The 18,005-nt window shown below is 67.9% G+C and carries 17 protein-coding genes and 2 pseudogenes; 14 read left to right on the top strand and 5 right to left on the bottom strand.

Translation table 11 applies throughout. The features are described from left to right. Positions 1–12: 12 nt before the first annotated feature. Positions 13–756 (bottom strand): 2OG-Fe(II) oxygenase, encoded by a 744-nt coding sequence (locus OG472_RS43495; RefSeq protein ID WP_405834719.1) that lies wholly within the window; start codon positions 754–756, stop codon positions 13–15. A 218-nt stretch (positions 757–974) separates the two neighbouring features. On the opposite strand from OG472_RS43495, the gene OG472_RS43500 reads away from it, so the two are divergent. The 9 genes from OG472_RS43500 (at position 975) to OG472_RS43540 (ending at position 11,059) form a co-directional block, all read left to right on the top strand. Continuing rightward, the gene (locus tag OG472_RS43500; RefSeq protein WP_405826958.1) at positions 975–1,193 is read left to right on the top strand and encodes a hypothetical protein; all 219 of its coding nucleotides are present in this window, start codon (positions 975–977) and stop codon (positions 1,191–1,193) included. A 170-nt stretch (positions 1,194–1,363) separates the two neighbouring features. Further along, positions 1,364–2,740: a hypothetical protein gene (locus tag OG472_RS43505; protein WP_405940603.1), complete on the top strand. Its 1,377-nt coding sequence runs from the start codon at positions 1,364–1,366 to the stop codon at positions 2,738–2,740. 944 nt (positions 2,741–3,684) lie between these two features. Beyond that, positions 3,685–4,299 (top strand): DUF402 domain-containing protein, encoded by a 615-nt coding sequence (locus tag OG472_RS43510; protein WP_405834718.1) that lies wholly within the window; start codon positions 3,685–3,687, stop codon positions 4,297–4,299. Between the two features lie 253 nt (positions 4,300–4,552). Further along, entirely contained in the window at positions 4,553–5,365 is an 813-nt protein-coding gene (locus OG472_RS43515) for a pentapeptide repeat-containing protein (protein WP_405940602.1), read from the top strand. Positions 5,366–5,596: 231 nt separating this feature from the next. Further along, a complete protein-coding gene (locus tag OG472_RS43520) occupies positions 5,597–6,166 on the top strand; it encodes a restriction endonuclease (RefSeq protein WP_405940601.1) in 570 nt (189 codons plus the stop codon). A gap of 148 nt (positions 6,167–6,314) precedes the next feature. Further along, a complete protein-coding gene (locus tag OG472_RS43525) occupies positions 6,315–6,770 on the top strand; it encodes a cysteine hydrolase family protein (RefSeq protein ID WP_405826954.1) in 456 nt (151 codons plus the stop codon). 237 nt (positions 6,771–7,007) lie between these two features. After that, positions 7,008–9,224: a pentapeptide repeat-containing protein gene (locus OG472_RS43530; protein WP_405826953.1), complete on the top strand. Its 2,217-nt coding sequence runs from the start codon at positions 7,008–7,010 to the stop codon at positions 9,222–9,224. A 346-nt stretch (positions 9,225–9,570) separates the two neighbouring features. Continuing rightward, positions 9,571–10,308: a dienelactone hydrolase family protein gene (locus tag OG472_RS43535; protein WP_405826952.1), complete on the top strand. Its 738-nt coding sequence runs from the start codon at positions 9,571–9,573 to the stop codon at positions 10,306–10,308. 505 nt (positions 10,309–10,813) lie between these two features. Then, entirely contained in the window at positions 10,814–11,059 is a 246-nt protein-coding gene (locus OG472_RS43540; protein ID WP_405826951.1) for a hypothetical protein, read from the top strand. 80 nt (positions 11,060–11,139) lie between these two features. Here the strand turns inward: OG472_RS43540 and OG472_RS43545 are convergent, their stop codons facing one another. Next, positions 11,140–11,529 carry a hypothetical protein gene (locus OG472_RS43545; RefSeq protein ID WP_405940600.1) on the bottom strand — a complete coding sequence of 130 codons (390 nt, stop codon included), beginning with the start codon at positions 11,527–11,529 and terminating at the stop codon, positions 11,140–11,142. Positions 11,530–11,705: 176 nt separating this feature from the next. Continuing rightward, on the bottom strand, positions 11,706–12,308 hold the full coding sequence (locus tag OG472_RS43550) for a hypothetical protein (protein WP_405826949.1): 603 nt from the start codon (positions 12,306–12,308) through the stop codon (positions 11,706–11,708). 480 nt (positions 12,309–12,788) lie between these two features. Between OG472_RS43550 and OG472_RS43555 the strand changes: the two genes are divergently transcribed. Then, the gene (locus OG472_RS43555) at positions 12,789–13,217 is read left to right on the top strand and encodes a hypothetical protein (protein WP_331723264.1); all 429 of its coding nucleotides are present in this window, start codon (positions 12,789–12,791) and stop codon (positions 13,215–13,217) included. On the opposite strand, the pseudogene OG472_RS43560 reads toward OG472_RS43555, so the two are convergent. Next, a pseudogene (locus OG472_RS43560) lies at positions 13,214–14,231 on the bottom strand (IS110 family transposase); the annotation flags it as partial. The gene OG472_RS43555 and the pseudogene OG472_RS43560 sit on opposite strands and share 4 nt — an antisense overlap. Before the next feature lie 615 nt (positions 14,232–14,846). Here OG472_RS43560 and OG472_RS43565 point away from each other — a divergent pair. From OG472_RS43565 to OG472_RS43575, 3 genes are all read left to right on the top strand, one after another. Next, positions 14,847–15,119, top strand: a complete 273-nt coding sequence (locus tag OG472_RS43565) for a hypothetical protein (RefSeq protein WP_405826948.1) — start codon at positions 14,847–14,849, stop codon at positions 15,117–15,119. A gap of 3 nt (positions 15,120–15,122) precedes the next feature. Further along, entirely contained in the window at positions 15,123–16,604 is a 1,482-nt protein-coding gene (locus OG472_RS43570; RefSeq protein ID WP_331723262.1) for a helix-turn-helix domain-containing protein, read from the top strand. A 165-nt stretch (positions 16,605–16,769) separates the two neighbouring features. Then, positions 16,770–17,069, top strand: coding sequence for a DUF6506 family protein (locus tag OG472_RS43575; protein WP_033220913.1), 300 nt, complete (start codon positions 16,770–16,772; stop codon positions 17,067–17,069). A 3-nt stretch (positions 17,070–17,072) separates the two neighbouring features. Here OG472_RS43575 and OG472_RS43580 read toward each other — a convergent pair. After that, a pseudogene (locus tag OG472_RS43580) lies at positions 17,073–17,180 on the bottom strand (IS5/IS1182 family transposase); the annotation flags it as partial. Positions 17,181–17,566: 386 nt separating this feature from the next. On the opposite strand from OG472_RS43580, the gene OG472_RS43585 reads away from it, so the two are divergent. Then, positions 17,567–18,001 carry a hypothetical protein gene (locus tag OG472_RS43585; RefSeq protein WP_331723261.1) on the top strand — a complete coding sequence of 145 codons (435 nt, stop codon included), beginning with the start codon at positions 17,567–17,569 and terminating at the stop codon, positions 17,999–18,001. The last annotated feature ends 4 nt before the right edge of the window (positions 18,002–18,005 follow it).

An 18,005-nucleotide genomic window follows, 5' to 3' on the forward strand; every position in this document is an offset into this window, starting at 1 on the left:
CCTTGCCGCTGCTCAAGGCACATCTACGGGCTCGTAGAGCACGTCGGTTCTGAGTATTGTTTTCGTACCCTCAAGAAGCGGGGCCGAGTCGTGAAGTGTCCGATGCCAGAAGAGGAGCGCATCGCCCGGTTCGGGGCGGTGGGCACTCAATATTTCCTCAGGCTTCGCGAGCCGCGGCCAGTCAGAGAAGTCACGTTGCGCAAAGGGAAGATCGTTCTGCTTATCGGCGATGAACCGCGTTTCTCCGCCCACGGCCTCATACGACAGGTAGACGACGACCGTCAGGAGAGTGCGCCTTCCGTCGGGGGCGAAATAGGGCGAATCGTAGTGCGGGACAATGAATCCGCCGTGTTCGTACGTGATGAAGCGCATACGCGGATTGACGGCCGTCGGCCTCCAGGGCCTTCCGTCCGAATCTGTCGGATCGCCCGATCCCACTTCAAGCGATAGAAGCGTCCGCAGCCTGCGGTAGAATTCAGCCGCCAGGACGGTGGATTCGGCCGTGGCGCGGAGATGAGCGACCGGATCTCCCTCTGCATAGTTGGCGGCAATGCCGTCTCGGCCCACCGGGGCAAAGCGCTGGGCAGCCAGTTCGGTCGCGAATGCCTCCACTTCGGCCGGAGTGAGGAAATGGCGAATCACCTTGGCGTTGGCCTTTGGGATCTCCGACTCGATCGGGGTCCATGAGTCATCGGCAGATATTCGGCTCAGCGCTTCTTCGGAGAGCTCAAAGGGGTTTACCGGCATTTCGAACATGATCACTTCTCCGTGCTGAGGCCGTCGTCGATCCCAACGTGGTCGTGGGCCCCACCGCCCGGAACGGCCGCGGGCAGCGCGTTGAGGTGGACGGCGGGACCGCGGGCCACGTACTTGTGCGCTTCAAGTCCGTGGAGGGACTCGAAGCCCCTGGAGTCAATGCCTGCAGGAAGGGGGCCACCGGGCGGTTATCGTCATGATGACGATATTAGGCCGGGGTGAGCCCACAAAGCAAGCAGGACGACCCAACGCGGCGGAAAGGGGTCCTCGACACCACCCTGGTCCGGCCCGAACTCGTCGCGGAGATCAGCGCCGACACCTCCGTCGACCGGGGCGGCGTCTACCGTCACCCGATCCGGTACGTGCGCCTGCGCCTGGACGCGGCTGTCGATGACGTGCCCCGGTTCGGCGGGGGCCCGGCCGCAACCGCGGGGTGACCACAACGGCCAGGCCAGCTGCCTCGGCTGTTGCAGCCGGTTGACGAGTCCGGCTCGGGTCGCCCGCGAGCACATCCTTTCGGGCTAATCAGCTCCGGTACGGCGCACCGACCGGTTCTGTCCCTGGCAGCATCCGGCCCGAACTCGTCGACCGGTAGAGGGCGCGCGGCATGAAGCAGACACTCAACGAACGGCAGCTGGCGGTGCTGGAGTGGGTCGGAAAAGGTTGCCCCGAGGGGACCTCCGCCACCTACAAGACCAGCTGTCAGGCTCTGCAGAACCGAGGGCTAGCCAAAGTAGCCAGGCGCGATGGGGTGTGGAATGCGGTGCTGACCGACGCAGGACGCCACTACCTGGCACATGGCACCTACCCGGCGCCGAAAGCCCCGGCGCGAGCGCTTCCCATCCCCCGGCTGCCCAAAGCCACTGCCCCACGTTCGTCGCCCGGTGTTCCGCCGCAGCCGCGTAAGACGTACACCGACCAGCTCCTGGAGGAGCTGGAGGCAGCCGGTGGCAGGATCCTGAAGTCGGGCCCCGACGCCGACGCCTGGTTGAGCCGTGCCGCCTCGGCGAGTCGATCTGGACGGATCCCGAAGGCCAAGGAGCTGCACTGGGGGCGGTGCCAGGGGGGCGTCGAGATCAAGCTTGTGGACATTCCCGCGTGGCGCCTGGCCGTTCTCGAACCGGTGGCGGTGCCGGCACGGCTGACCCATCCGCATGCTGTCGTCCGGGCTATGCAGAAGGCGACCCAGCCGCTCGGGCTGACACGGTCAGTCCAGCAACGCGCTCTACGGATCGTGCAGGCGCTGCTCACTGCCGCCGAACGTCACGGTCATACCTGTGCTGCTGGCACCGTTGGCGCGACAACGCTGCCTCACCGTCGCCTCCCTGCCTGTGCGCACTTCACGATCAAAGCCCAAGGGCAGACGATCGAATTCCGGCTGCTGCAGGAGAAGGAGCGAAGCGAACACATTCCGACGGACAAGGAGCTCGCAGAAGCCAAGAAGTCCTCATGGATCAGGATCCCGCGGTACGACTACAGGCCGTCTGAGCGGCTGCGCGTTGCCCTCAGTGGCGGCCAGTGGCATCACGGGTCCGAGTGGGTCGACAGCACGGAGCATCTCCTGGAGGAGCAGCTCCCAGAGATCGTCCACGAGATCGGACTGCGCGGTGAGGCGGCCGAGCGTAAGCGCCTGGCCGAGCTCGAGGAGGCGCGGCAGAGGCGCTTGCGCTGGGAAGCCGCGATGGCCGAGGCCCGCGACCAGTACGCCGGGGACTACCGAGTCCGACAGCTGGACTCGCAAGAGGCCGCTTGGCGCCGCGCGACGCGCCTGGGCGACTACTTGGAAGCCGCCCGTGCGCACGTGGCGACGCTTCGGCCTGGACCGGAAAGAACGGCGGCTGAAGAGTGGATGCTGTGGGCCACGGAACACGTGGCGCGTGCCCATCCGATATTTCAGCAGCTTCGGCTCCCGGAGATCCCCGAACCCCGCGCCGACGATCTGAAACCGTTCCTCCAGGGCTGGAGCCCGTACGGCGCCTACTGACTCGGATCAACGTCTTGAGGGTGCGGGAGGGCCTGGGGTCACCAGAAGCTGCGCGGTCGGTGCGGATCGCATCGCCATCCGGCTGCGTAGAAGCGGGCGGGCTGACCGCATGTAGCTGGCTGAGAGGTGGGTGATGGTCTGCGGGGGAGTGTCAGCGGTAGTTCACACTGACAGGCCATGACGCACTGGTGCTGACACGAGTGACGAATAGCCACGTCATTCTCACGCCGACCATCAGCGTCCTCGTACGAGTCGGACTCGGTGTCGATCGTGAACTTCAACGCCCACCCCCAAGCTCAGCGCATTGAGCCCGGAGGCTACCCGGCGCGCACTGCCGCAACGGGGTGTTCCGGGGGAGTGGGCAAGCCCAAGGGGACCCTGGGCAAGCCGCCTCGGCCGGTGGCTTGTCCACCCTGTTCGGAGTACGAGGGGCGTGGCGGCGTCGGTCGTGGCTCCGCTGCGGAGTCTCCCGGTGAGGCTGCGGCTGACCGAGGGCTGGTGACCGGTCGGCGGGGGAGTTGCATGGGTCGGTCACGGGCGCTGACGTGCGGTTTGACCGATGGACCGAGGCGATCGGTCATGCCTGCCCCGGTGACCGATCTGTCGGGTGGGCAAGCCGAAGGCTTGGCTGGGCAAGCCACCCCCGGACGGCGGCTTGCCCACCCCGGCCGGGGTGGGCTGAGGTGGGCAGGCCAGGCCGACAGCACGGTCCCGGACCGGAGGAGGGCGCGGTGCGCGGTTTCGAGACGGGCCAGACGGTCGTGCGGCGTGACGTGCACCGGTTGGGCCGGGTGTGGAGCGAGCAGGCGCTGCGGGTCGTGGCCGACACCGGGGAGGCGTTGGTGACCGCCTGCGTGCCCGGAGCGCAGGCCCGGTGGCCCGCCCTGTACGCGCAGGCCCGCGCGGAGGGGGACCGGTCGGTGCGCACGGAGGCGTTCGACGCGATGGCGACGGGGGAGTGGGAGCTCGCGGGCGCGGTGTGGCAGGAGACCGACCTGCTGCTGTGGAAGCCGCCCGCGGCCTGGTTCAGCGTCAACGCCTTCTTCGTGCCCGACGGGGACGGGCGCAGGGTGAGGAACTGGTACGTCAACTTCGAGCACCCCACCCGCCGCACCACGGACGGGTTCGACACCCTCGACCTCACCGTGGACCTGGTGGTCACGCCCGATCTCACCCGCTGGGAGCGGAGGACGAAGACGAGTACGCCCACGTGCGACGGCTCGGCATCGTCTCCGACACCGAGCACCAGGCCGTCGACGCCGCCCGCGGTGAGGTCCTGGCGATGCTCGCCGAACGCTCCGGGATCTTCGCGCAGGCCGAGCGGTGGGCGGCCTGGAGGTGGGAGCCGGCCTGGCCAACCCCTGCCTTCCCCGGCCCACAGCAGGCGCGGAGAGGGTTGCACCGGAAGGGGGCTGAACGGTTGCCTGGACGGTTGCTTTCAGCGGGGGACCGAAGGTGTGACCGGGAGTGGGAGCCCGGCAAATCGGACACCGCCCGTTGTGCCAGGTCAGCCCTACTGGGCAAGCCTGTCCGCGTCGACGACACCTCTAATTCGTTAGTAATTAGAGGTTCTGGATCTCTGAGGGGCCTGGGGCGGCGTTGTCCAGCCCAGGGCAGGACGTGTGTGGTCCGGTCGGTGCCGTGGTGACCCCTACGACACCTCCGACCGCGCGAGGTCTTTGAAAAGACTGGTGGCGCTGGGCGCCGGCCGGTCCTCGCGCGTTCTGCCCTCGGGGGCCCGTCGGGTTCGGGATCCTCGTTGGATGAGCTGCCGCACGGTGACGCGTTTCTGGGCACATCACCGATCGGTACATGGCCGCTGTCGAGCTCCTCGGTGACAGGGAATCCGAAGAGGTGCGTCTGGGCGGGCTCTATGGTCTCCAGCGGGTCATGCAGGACTCTCACCGCGATCAGCCCACCGTGATCAACGTCGTTTCCACCTTCGTCCGTGCGCACAACCCGAGACCGGAGCCAGGGGCCAAGCCGAGGCCCTTGCCCAAGCACATCAACGCACCACTCCCCAGTGACACCACCGCCGCACTCGCCGTCCTCACGCACAGGGACAGCCGTCACGACGGCGGAGTGCGCGTCACCCTGCACAACACCGCCCTCAGTTTCGCCCAGCTGCCAAAAGCGAATCTGACGTTCGCGGACCTGACCAACGCGGACCTGACCAACGCGCACCTGAGCGACGCGAATCTGACGGACGCCCGCCTCTTTGGCACGATCCTGGACCGTGCAAACCTGCACGAGGCGAACCTGACCCGCGCGTTTCTCCTCGATGCGCATCTGAACTTCGCGTACCTGAAGCACGCGAACCTGACCGGCGCGGTGCTGACCAGCGCGGAGCTGTACAACGTGAGCATGAAGCAGGCAATTGTGGACGGCGCGGACCTGGGCTTCGCAGACCTACGTACCGCGATCATGGACCACGTAAACCTGACCCGGGCGGACCTGACCTGCGCGAGGCTCAATGGCGCGTATCTCGAGACCGCGATCGTCAAGAAGAACCAGCTGATGCTTGCGGAGATTGACGCAACCACTGCCCTGCCTGCGCATTTGGCAAGTGACCCCGAGCTGAAGAAGAAGGCGGCTTCAGGGGCCAAGCCAGCTAGGTGTAGCTAGAGGGGGGCCCGGGGTCTCCCCTCCAGGCGGCTTGCCCGGGTGCCCGATCGGCGATGGGCTGGCCGCTTGCCCAGTGCGTCCTTGTCCTCCCACAGCGCCGACGCGGTACTGAAATCAATGACTTCAGGTGTTCCGAGCAGCACACCCGGATGGATCCGCGCGCGGCTGGGGAGCTGTAGAGCGCACGGACAGCCGGATCCACGGAGGGGACAGAGCACGGGAACGGGAACGGTGCTGCTGGTGGTCTTAGCGGTCCTGGCCGCAGGGGGTGTGACGGGGACGCTGGTGCGCGCCGGGCGCCGCGAGGCCGAGGCGGAGAAGATCCGGCTCGCGGAGCAGGCGCGGGTCCAGGCACTGCGGTCGATGGAGGCGATTTGGCTCCTGGGCGACCGCGAGTTCGAGGAGTATGTCGCGGAGCTGTGTCGCCGGGACGGGTGCACCGAGGTCCGCCGGGTGGGCGGCGCGAACGATCTGGGCGCCGACGTGATCGGCCGGCTGCCGGACGGCAGGAAGATCGTGGTGCAGTGCAAGCGGTATGCCAAGCACCGCACGGTCGGCAGCCCGGACCTCCAGAAGTTCAACGGCACCGTCCGCGACGAACACGGAGCGGACGTCCCGCTCTTCGTCGCCTCGTGCAAGTTCACCAAGCAGGCCCGCGCCTTCGCCGCCCGACGCAGCCTGGTGCTCTTCGACGTCGACCTGCTGGGCTTCTGGAACAGCGGTACGCCCCTGACAGCGCACCTGGACCTGGACATCGGACGGTCCGGCACCAACCGCAAGCTCCAGCCCGACCACGACTGACAGGAGCAGTTGTCATGCCTGACACCAAGGCCCTCCTCCACGCCTGGCACATCGATGAGCGGGAGTACCGGCGCCAGGAGGAACGACGGGGGCGCCGGTACGCGTACACGAACACGATCCCACCCGTACCGCTCTCGTGGTCATTGACATGGTGCCGTTCTTCGTCGGCGCCAACCCCTACGCCCGCGGCATCGTCCCGAACATCCAGCGCCTCGCCCAGCGCCTCCGGTCTGCCGGAGGAACGGTCGTCTGGGTCCTTCCTGCCCGCGTTGACCGCACCCCGGTCGGCGACGAATTCCACGGACCCGAAGCCGCCGAGATGTTCCGCAACGCCGGCGGCACTGGTCCTCTGCGAGACCGGCTGTGGCACGGTCTTGCCGTCGGTGCGGACGATCTCCTGGTGGAGAAGTCGGCGCCTAGCGCGTTCTTCCCTGGCCGCTGCCCGCTGCCCGAGCTGCTTCAAGAGCGCGGGATCCATACCGTGCTGAACTCCGACCCGGCGGCCCACACTCGCTATGCCCCGCCTCCTCGCAGGCAGCACCCAGAACCTCCTGACGACGCGACGCTTCTGAGCATCACCAGCCGGCCCCGGACCGAGCTTTGAAGGGATCGGGAGTACGAAGGGAACCACCCCTCACCGGGGCCTGCGCACGGCTGTGACCTGCGGTGGGGAGAAACCTGGTGACTACAGAAACCAAAATCTGCATGCTCCACGCACGCCCTCAGCAGAACCAGCCACATCACCAGCGAACTCCTCTCACGATGGCAGTGCCAACACACGGCCAGGCGCACGGCCTGCTCAATGCCCATCCATGAGAGATGCCCGCGGAGTCGCCACCACATGAGCACACCACCGTCACCGATACCGACAACACCGTCCTGGCGGCACTGCGCGTACGGCGCTGACCCAACCACGGACCCCGTCGGCTGCCCCGGCATCCATGTACCCGGCAACACCGCGTGCCTTGCCCATCTGACCGATCCAGACCGCACTACCTACCTCGCCACCCTCGCGCCGGGCGCTCGGATCGACCATCGCGGTACCCCCTTCACCGAATCACTCCTCCTAACGCTGCTAGAACCACTGCGCGACGCCACCACCCGAATACCTCACATTCACGACGCGCGCTTCGAGGGAGCGCAGTTCTCCGGGGACGCTGTCTTCCATGGCGTGCGGTTCACTGGAGATGCCGGATTCGACGGCGCCCAGTTCTTTGGAGAGGCCATATTTGGCGGGGCGGAATTCTCGGGCGACGTCAAGTTCGCCGGAACACGGTTCTCCGAGGAGGCCTCGTTCGACCAGAGTCACTTCTCCTCGCTCGCCGTATTCTCCGCTGCCCAGTTCGGTGCATGCGCGACCTTCAGAGGGGCACGTTTCTCTGATCCCGCCTTGTTCAGCGAAGTGCAATTCTCCGAGCGAGCGGAGTTCGATGCAGCACAGTTCTCAGGATCCGCCGTGTTCCAGATGGCGTACTTTGCCGACGGCTCAGACTTCTACATGGCACAGTTCTCCAAGGATGCCGAGTTCGGCGAGACCCGGTTCGGCAGCGGGGCCGGATTCGACGGGGCTCAGTTCGGCGGCGCAGCCAGCTTCAATAGGGCGCGGTTCGACGGCCACGTTAGTTTCGAAAGAGTACGGTTCAGCGGCTCAGCCGGGTTCGACAGGACGCACTTCGCCCTCGACACAACGTTCGACGGGGCCCAATTCGCCGGGGAGACGGTGTTCATGGGGGCCTCCTTCGGCGGCGAGGTCCGCTTCGACAGGGCACAGTTCTCCGGCGGAGTAGGATTCGGCTGGGCGCGATTTGCCGGGGAAGCCGCATTCGAAGAAACCCAGTTCGCCGGGGAGGCCGTCTTCAGCGGGGCGCTATTTGCCGACATGGCCAGGTTCGGCAACGCTAGATTCACAACCCTGTCGTGGTTCGGGCCCTTGGTGGCCGCGCACGGCGTCGGCCTATCGGGCGCGATATTCGAAGCGCCCGTGACATTGGAGATCGCTGCGCCCAGCGTGTCGTGCGTTCGAACACGGTGGGAATCGACCGCAACACTGCGCCTGCGATACGCCTCCGTGAACCTCACGGATGCCGTCCTGTCGGCCCCGGTCGCAGTCGCCGCCCACCCCACCCGCTTCAGCCTTTTCCGCGGGCCCGTAGACGAAGGCCTGCTCCCCGGCTCCCCTAGCGTCAGGGTTGCGTCGGTCCAGGGCGTGGACGCCGCGCACCTGCTCCTGACCGACATCGACCTGTCCGACTGCCTCTTCGCCGGCGCCTTCCACCTCGACCAGCTCCGTCTGGAAGGCCGCTGCACCTTCGCCACCACCCCCCGCGGCTGGCACCGTCGGGGCATCCTGCCAGCACGGTGGACCCGCAGGCGCACGCTGGCCGAGGAACACCACTGGCGGGCCCACTGCGCCGGCCAGCCCGCCATGGACCCGAACCGGCCGCCCGCACCGTACGCCTGGCGTACCGGCCCCGGACACCCCGACGCCGCCCTCACCCCCGACCCCGAGGACGTGGCCGCCACCTACCGGCAGCTACGCAAGGCCTTCGAAGACGGCAAGAACGAGCCCGGGGCATCCGACTTCTACTACGGCGAGATGGAGATGCGCCGCCACGACCGCCGCGACGACGGCACCGGCACCCCGCCCGGCGAACGCGGACTCCTGCACGCCTACTGGCTGCTCTCCGGCTACGGCCTGCGCGCCTCCCGCGCCCTGACCTGGCTGCTGGCCGCGATGTCCGTGACGATCCTGGTGCTGATGCTGTGGGGCCTGCCCGCCGAGGGGCCCAAGCAGAAGGCGACAGGCACCATTCCGGCTGGCGGCGGCAGGGTCAGCTTCGTCATCGACAAGGAGGACCTGAAGAACCCCACCGGGGACAGGCTCACCGTCAAGCGCTTCGACAAGGCCCTCAGCGTCACCCTCAACTCGGTCGTGTTCCGATCCAGCGGACAGGACCTCACCACCGCCGGCACCTACATCGAGATGGCCTCCCGCCTCCTCGAACCAGCACTTCTCGCCCTGGCCGTCCTCGCGGTACGCGGACGCGTCAAACGCTGAGCCAGGCTCAGCAACAGGATCTGGTGCTGCCGGGGGTGTCGGGTCTCCTCAGGCGCCGGCGGGGCAGTTCCTGGAGTGGGCGCCGTCCCTCGGCGGGTGGGTTTGCCCCCGGGTGCCCGCCCGGGCTGGGCGGTTCGGTCCCGGAGGCGTGTCGGCGAGGCTGTCGTGCCAGGTGTTCACGGGGATTCGGCATTTGGGGGTGTGACCGAGATACGTGCCAGAGGGGCAACGGGATGATCTTGAAGCCCTGAGCCCGGCCCCCCTATTTCAGAGGGACACGCGCGCTGTTCGGCCAGCGGCAGAACACCGGCCGGACCGGCCTCGATGATCACTACAGTCCAGTCTCATGACGACGATTTCGACGCGAACGATCGAATATCCGGCGGACGGTTTGACGATGATCGGGCACCTCGCGCTCCCGGCCGGTGTCGACCGCCGGCCCGCGGTGCTGCTCGGACCAGAGGGCATGGGGCTCAGCGACGTCGAGCGCCGCCGGGCCGACGCTCTCGCCGAGCTGGGTTATGTAGCGCTGGCCTTCGACCTTCATGGAGGGCGCTATTTGGGTGACCCCGAGGAGATGCTGGCCCGTTGCCTGCCGTTGCTCGCTGATCCCGACCGGATGCGGGGCATCGGCCATGCGGCGCTCGACGTGCTGTGCACCGAACCGCGGACCGACCCCGACCGGATCGCCGCCGTCGGCTACGGCACCGGGGGTGCCGTCGGGCTGGAACTCGGGCGCGGCGGCGTCAACCTGCGCGCGATCGGGACAGTCAACGCAACTACCACGGGCCGGCCGGGCGAGGCGGCGCGCATTCGCTGCCCGGTGTGGGCCGGGGTCGGGTCGGAAGACCCGATCATGCCGCCCGCGCAACGGAACGCGTTCACCGCTGAGATGCAGGCCGCGGGCGTCGACTGGCGCCTCACGGTCTACGGCGGCGCCTTGCACGCCTTCCACCACCCGCCGGTCGGCCACCCCACGGTCCCCGGCGTCGGCTACCACCCACAGCACGCACGGCGAGCCTGGCGCGACGTCGTCGACCTGCTCGCCGAGTGCCTGCCCGTGACGGAGGCTTTGGAGGCATGACCCAGGCAGACAGCCTGGCACCAGGCCTGGTCCGCGTCGGGCACTGACAGTTCCTTCCCGGACGCCTCAGCGATGGGCGGGGCCTTCGCCGAGTGTGCGGCGGCCGCGTGCGGGTTCGGGCGCAGGTACAGGTTCGGTTGGGGGAGCCGGCTCGGCCCCCTCGGCGGCGAGGCGGGTCCTGCGGGGTTCGGGGGAGAGGACGGAGGCTCGGGGGCCTGTGCCCAGGGCGCGGCGAATAGTCACCGGGACAGTGTCCTGCGCTGGTCGCAAGGGGAGTTGGCCGGGGCCCGCCTCGCGCGCGGCCGCACGTGGAAACGTCTGCGCGAAGGTCTGTTCCGGTCGGTCGACCGCCCTCGGCCGCGCAGAGGTGAGGTTGCGCCGCTATCCCATGGCTCCCGCACTGTGCTGTTTGCCCCTCACCGGAGTGCGCAGACTGCAACCCCCGGAGAGGTGTGCAGCACCATGTCCGTGGACCATCCGCGGAGACCTACCGGGAGGGAACCTCATGTCCACTGCTACCGACCCGCAGCCCCAGACCCTGCAGCAGCGGCCCCCGCGGCCGCCGCAGCAGCCGGCCACGGACCCGCTCCTGACGCTGTGCTTGGTCATCCTCGGCGTCCTGGTCCTCGCAACGGCCGGCTACATGTGCGTCGCCCACCCGTCGCTGACGGGGCCGATCGCGACGGTGGCGACGGTGGCCGGGGCTCTGGCCGCGGCGGTCGGCGTCGCGGTCGCCGCCCGCCGGCGATGACCCGCGGCCCTATGACGGGCCTGCTCGTGAACGACAAACGCCCCGCCCGGGTTTCCGGGCGGGGCGTACGAGTGTGCAGGTCAGGGCCTGTCCTCGGCGTCGAGGATGTCGAGTGCGCGCGGGACGCCGTCCCCGCTGCTCCAACTGGGGTGCGGGAAGGCGGGAGGCGATTCCTCCGTCCACGCGCCGACGCCGGGTACAGCTCCAGGGTCCTCGCCGGCTGCGAGCGCGTCGAGCTGCGCGGTGATGGCGTCCAGGTCCAGGAGGCCGGCGGCGTACGCCTCGAGGAACAGCCCGACGGCATGGGAGATCGAGACCTCGTCCTGACCAGCGCGTTTCTTCCCCGCATCCCACACGGTCCCGGCCACGTTCACCGTCCTGACGACCTTCTCGTCGGTGAGTTTCCGTTCGGTGGGCCGGCCGGTACCGGCGGGATACGTCTTGGGGACCTGGCGGGGTGCGGTGGCCATGCGGGCGTCGCCTCTCGTCTCGGGCGCGGACCGTATCAGGCCCGCGCCCCCGCCGTCACGGCCGGACCCGCACGCGGCGTGCTGCGCTGTCCTCTGACATCGAACCTGGACCAATTGCCACCGAAGTTGGACCGACTGCTATCCCTACGCGAACAACTGACGGGTGACGGGCCTGCTCATCCTCCTGCCCCCGGCCGATGCCTGAGCCATGGCCGGCGTGCCCGGGGGGCGGGTGCGGGAACCGGCGCCGGGACGGCACCCTCTTGGAGCACCTCCCGCGCGATGGCCACGAGGGCGACGACCCGTTCCCAGAAAGGGGCGTAGCACTCGTTAAACCGCTGGATCGCGTCCGCTTCGCCCCCGATCATGTCCTCCAGCGCCTGGTAGTTGTCAGACGTCGAGCGCCGCAGCCGGTCGGCGGCCGCCGCGGCCTCCTGAGGCCCCTCCAGCTCCACCACTCGTACGAGGTGGCGCAGCGTCGCGTACGCGTCGCGCAACCGTAGCCGCAGGTCTTTGAGCATGGCCGTGCGCGACTCGGGATCCGGTTCTGCGTGGGCGTCGTTGACCTTCCAGTACAGGTCGCCCATCCTCTGCGCCTGCTCGATGACGTCGGCGTAGGCGGTGCGCCGCGCGGTGCGCCGCTGATCCGCCCGCTGGACCGCCGCCGTCGTCTCAGCCTGAATCCGGGCGGCACGCGCCGTACCCTGGCTGGTCACCCAGCTCGCCACCACCGCGGTGCCCGCGGTCAGTACGCCTACCCACAGCGTGTTGTCGGCCATGGCGCCCATTCTCGGGCCGGGCCCGGATTTTGCGAAGGGCGCGACGGGGTCAGCAAGACTTCGGTCCAGGTTCGCTGTCACTGGACCAACGGCCGCACGCGGGCGGCGCGGTCGGGCACACTGCGGGCATGGCCGATGACGAGAAGGAACGCAGGGCACAGGCTGCACGGGCCGAGCGCTCGTGACCGCGGCAGCGACCCGCAGCCCCCAGCTGCGCCAAGTGCGCAGCCGCTCCATCCCGATTTCCACGGGCCGGAGCCGGGATTCGACCACTCCGTCGGTGTACAGCCGCAGTGTGCATCCGGGGAGCGCGTCCACCTCGATCGCCCCAAGCCGAATCCATCTACACCGATCGGCACGCCTGGCGGGACCGGCAGCAGGCGGGCGGTTCCGTCTGCCTGTGGAGAACCGGCCGGGGGCCCCTATCTCTTTGGTCAAGCTGGTCGGGTGTGATTCCGGGGCATCTGGAACGATGTGTCCGTGCATGCTGATGATCAGGTTGATGAGGGTGTCCCCACGGAGCTCGCGGGGTTCCTCCGGGGTGCGGTTGACGGACGCCCGGTGAAGATCGCTCCTTCCGTGTGTGGGTGCGGTGGCCGGGTGTTCTTCGTGCTGGTCAATGCGTTCGGAGCGGAACGGGAGTGCTCTGGCTGCGGCAGCCGCGCGTTCATCGCCGATAGCGAGGAGTACTGGAACGAGGAGTACTGGGAGGACGGCGAGCCCGGTGCGGCCGGCTGCCCCTGCGGGAGAGAGGAGTTCGAGGCCGCGGTCGCGTTCTCACTCGGCGACGACGGATCGGTCCGCTGGGTGACCGTGGGCCTGTGGTGCATCAAGGACGGATTCTGTGGGGTCTATGCCGACTGGAAGATCGACTACGGCCCCACGGATCACCTTCTGGCCATGGTCTAGGGCTGCGGAGCGACGGCCCGGACCGGCTGCGGTTCGTAGAAGGTGCCGTCGCGGAGCATCGCGAAGAGAACATCTGCCCGGCGCCGGGCGAGACAGAGCAGAGCTTAGGTGTGGTGCTTGCCCTGGGCGATCTTCCTGTCGTAGTAGGCCCGCGATGCCGGGCACCCAGGGCCGCGAACGCGGAGAGGAAGAAGGCCCGTTTGATCTGCTTGTTTCCCCTCCGGACGGCTGTTCGCCACGGATCGACGACCCCGAACTGCGGGTCGCCGGGGCGAGACCGGCATAGGCGGCGAGGTGGCCGGCGGTCGGGAAAGTGCTGCCGTCACCGACCTCGATCAGAATCCGGGCTCCGGTCCTGACGCCGACTCCAGGCATCGACGTCAGGACTTTGGAAAGAGGGCGGGCCTCCAGGAGTTCCTCTATCTGCCCGGCCAGCAGCTTGCGCTGGTCAAGGACCGCGGTCAGTGATCTGGCCAGGCTCGGGACGATCAGAGCGGCCGCCTCGGTGCCTGGAACGGTGACGGTCTGCTCGTCCAGGGCGGTGAAGATGTCGTCGACCAGCCGCTCGGCCATCCTCGGGGCCTTCGGCCGTAACAGCGTGACCAGTCGGCGCCTGCCGGCCTTACGGATTTGGGCCAGTGACCCGAACCGCTCCAGCAGCGATAGAACGGCAGGGTGCTGCAACTGCGGCCCCAGCACTCGTTCCAGCGACGGGTGGATCTGCGTTAGCAGGCCGTGCAGCCGGTTCGCGACGCGGGTCGCTTCGCCGGCCAGGTCGTCGTCGAAGCCCACGATCATCTCCAGCTCGGCGATCGTCTCGTCCTCGCCGTCGATCGCCCGCAGCGTGTGAGGGATTGCCCGGGCGGCGTCCGCGATGATGAACGCGTCCATCGCATCCGTCTTCGCCTCACCTGGGTAGAGGTCGGCGATCCGCCGCATCGTGAGGCCCGGAAGGTAGGCGATCGGGCAGCCCATGTCCCTCGCGACCGCCAGCGGCAGGGCACCGATCGAGGCTCTGAATGGTGTTGGGGGCGATGCTTGGCTGAGTCGTCCACACGCTGCCGCTTCATGAGGCCCGCACTGGCTATGAGGCGCGATCCGCGAAGAGTTAGGAAATGAGAGAGGCACCCACCGCGTCGGCGGAGGTGCCTGTCTCGTGCACTGCAGGTCATGCGCCAACATGGGCCTGCGATTGTCCCTGTTCACCGAGGCTGGAGCCAGTAGCAATCAGGGATGACGGGCGGGGTGCCGTGTGAGGCGCCTGCCACGTTAGAGACCGTCTCATCGGACCTTGGCGCAGGCAAGTGCAACTGGGACGCGCCCGAGCCAACGAGCGGGCCCAACCGGTCGCATCGGAGCGGTACTCGTTACGTCCTCCCTGGTTGCAGGGGGTGGTGTGCCAGAACCTGCCAGCGGGGAAAAGAGTCCGGGGCGGGACGCCCATGAGCCAACCGCCCGCGCCCTCTTCTGGTGCTATCCACGAACGGCTCAGTAGCTGGGATGCTCAGTTCCAGGCATCACATCCGGCGGCGCCAACCGCCCTGTGAAGCAACGCCTTTGGAGCCAGTAGCCCTCGTCCTGTCGGCATGCGATCCCTGTCGGCAGGACGCACGATCAGGAGATTGCGCCATGCCTCGTTCCCGCTCTTCCTCCCCTGCGAGCTCTTCCCCGCCCCCGTCGCCCCAGGCCGCGACCGGATTCGGTCCCGCTCATGCAGCCGTCATCATTGCCTTCCTCGTCACCGCCGCTCTGCTGGCCGTTCTCCACATGCCCGTCGCCGACGTGCTGTGGCTGATCGGTGGATCCGGAGCCATCGGCTCGAGCGTCGTCCTCCTTACCGTCACCGGAGGGGCCGGACGGTTCGGCGCCGCGCTGCGAGCCCTGCTGGGACCGGAGAAGTAGGCAGTGGCGCGCCCCGAAAAGCCCGTGGACCGGCGTGTCCCCGAGCACGCCGCCCTAGCCGATTTCCTGCGCGCCCTCAGGGCCGCCTCTCAGGTGACCTACGGCCAGCTCGCATCTGTGGCCCAGCTGTCACCATCCACCCTCAAGCGGGCTGCCTCGGGAGCTGGCGTGCCCAAACTCAGCACCGTTCTCGTCTACGTCATGGCCTCAACACCGCCCGGAGCGGCCTGCGACGCAGACGTGGCCCAGGCGCGGCTTCTGTGGAAGAAGGCGCGCTACGCCTCAATCCTGCCCCGCTACAGCTACCACGCACCCGATCCGAAACTCTGCGCCACGGCAGACGACCTGCGCAACAGCCTGCGTGACCTGCACCTGTGGGCAGGCCGCCCGACCATGCGCTCCATGGAAGGAGAGGCTGGCGGCATCGGCATTCTCCCGCGATCGACCGCGCATCGCATCAGCCTGGGAAGGACGCTGCCGATCTCCGAGCGTCAGATGCGCAGCTACCTGACCGCATGCGAGGTCCCCACCCACCGCCATGAGGACTGGACGCAAGCCCTCCGACGCATTCGCCCGGCCATCGAGCAGCCCGGCGCACACAGTGCCCCACTCGAGCGCAAACACGTGGGCCACAGGGGCCGACCGCGCCGCCCCATCCGGGCGGCCACCCGCGAGGCGCACGATCTCGCGGCGTTTCTGCGCCACCTGGTGGACGAGGCTGGCATCAGAACCTTCGAGTTGAGCCGAAGGCTGCGTATGTCCAAACCTCGGATCTCTGACTACCTCGCTGGCAGGATCCCTCCCCACGAATTCGTCGTCGCCCTGGTGAGGGCAGTCGCCCCTCCCGCAGTCGCCGAACGCCGACTCGCCCACGCCATGTCCCTGTGGGACCGAGCCATGAAGCCGAGCTCAAGGGGGCCTGCGGTTTCGCGCGGCGCAGTCGTTCGAACCGGCTCACGTGAGATGGAGGTGTACGAGCGGCTCACGGCGTCGCTGGAACAGCAGCAGGCTCTGCGTGAATCGATGGAGAACGCACAGAAGCTGGCCATCATTCTCATGGCCATGATCGGCAAGCTCCAAGTGGACATCGCCACCTTCGAAGAAATGCGATTCCGCCTGCGCGACACATCACCCTCCTACGTCGACCTTGCAGACCGCCTGCGTCGGGCCCAAGAGCAAACCGAGCGAGCCAAGGAAGAGCTCAAGCGCGCACAGCAAGCCAGGATCAGGGCCGAAGAACTTTCGTTGCGACTCCAAGAGCAGATCGCAGTTCTCCGCTCCGAGCTCGAGCACGCCAGCGGGCCGCAGGAGCGCCTTGAGCCCTTCGAACTCTTGACGGGGACCGGCCAGGTTCCCGCCGCGCCCGACCACGACGACATCGACATCGCGCTTTCCAGAGCCCGGCAGATCCTCAACCAAAGCGAAGCAGGGCTCGACCACATTGCTGACGATCTGGGGCCGCACCGCTCGGGCAGAGCTGCTTAGGAGCTGTCCGGCGGATCATGCGCTAGCGGGCCGTGTTGCTGTACTTGGACGGTGCGGGCATCCGGAGTGCGGCGTAGATCACTCACGGCTTGTCTCCGTTCCAGGCCATTCCCGCCCTGGCTCTGCTTGGCTGGTGGCTCTGACGATCACAGGAGGTCGATACGTATGGCGCTCACACACTGGGGGTTCATCTACACGGCGGACGGCAGCGCGGCAGGTGGCGATGTCAGCGTCGTGGACACGGGTACGTGCCGCAGTGTGTTCGTCGGGGTGGAGAAGCCCGAGGAGGGCATCGAGGCCGCGCGCCGCCTGGTGGGCGAGGGCGTGCAGCTGATTGAACTGTGCGGGGGATTCGGGCCGGTATGGGCTGGGCGTGTGATCGAGGCGATCAACGGCGCCGTCCCCGTGGGCGCGGTTGGCTACGGACCCGAAGCGGTCGATCAGGTGCACGCGATTTTCTCGTGACGGGTGGATCACCCTGCGATGACTCTCCCAACGCCCGCCCCGCTGCCCGCACTTCGGCAGATGCTGCTTCAGCCGCAACCATTCCTCATTCGTGAGATCTCCCCGCCCCATGGACATGCCAACGACTTGAACCCGGGACAGGTCACATGATCCGTCGGACAGGCCCTAACCCCCTGCCTGACTGCTGATCAGTGCCGGTGGCCTGACGACGACCGAGGCGGGATCACGGGTTGCCTGCTCACGGAGCCTGTGCACGGTCCGTCGGACTCAGGGCGCAGCGCCGGTACGTGCCGGTCTCGCGGTTCGCGAGCAGGCGCACGGCGGCCCCAACAAGTAGTTCGTGTGATGTCGTGGGACATCGGGTAGAGAGCCTGCACAAGGCGGTGGATGAGACAGTGGCTGAAACGCCCGCGCTGTGCATGTGTCACTACCGCTCGGCGCCTGTGGGCCTGCTGCATCCGTGGGAGGGGTGTCAGCGGGCTGTGGGGGGATTGGTGATGGATCCGATCACAGTGCAGATCTTGCTCGCGCTGGCTGGCGGGGCTGGCGGTGCCGTTGCAGCCCAGGGCTGGGTCGCCCTCACGGAACTCGTTCATCGCCCTTTCCAGCGACGGAACGCAGAAGGCGGCGTTGAGTCCGTGCAGCCGGCGCCCGGGGTGAACGAGCTGCAGGCACTGCAGAACAGCCCCACCGATGGTGCTCGCGCACAGGACCTGGCTGCCGCACTTCAACTGCGCGCCGATGAGGATCCCGAGTTCCGGCAGAGTCTCCTGGCGTGGCAGCAACGGCACAGTCGTGGCAGCAGCGAGGGCCAGACTCACAACACCGTCCGCGGCAGCAATTACGGCAACCTGCTCATGGCAGATGACGTGCATGGGCCGATCAGCTTCACCACGCCGCCTCCCTCTCCTCCTGGCGACCCTGAGGGGTGAACCG

It is taken from the genome of Streptomyces sp. NBC_00207 (assembly GCF_045160965.1).
GTDB lineage: Bacteria > Actinomycetota > Actinomycetes > Streptomycetales > Streptomycetaceae > Streptomyces.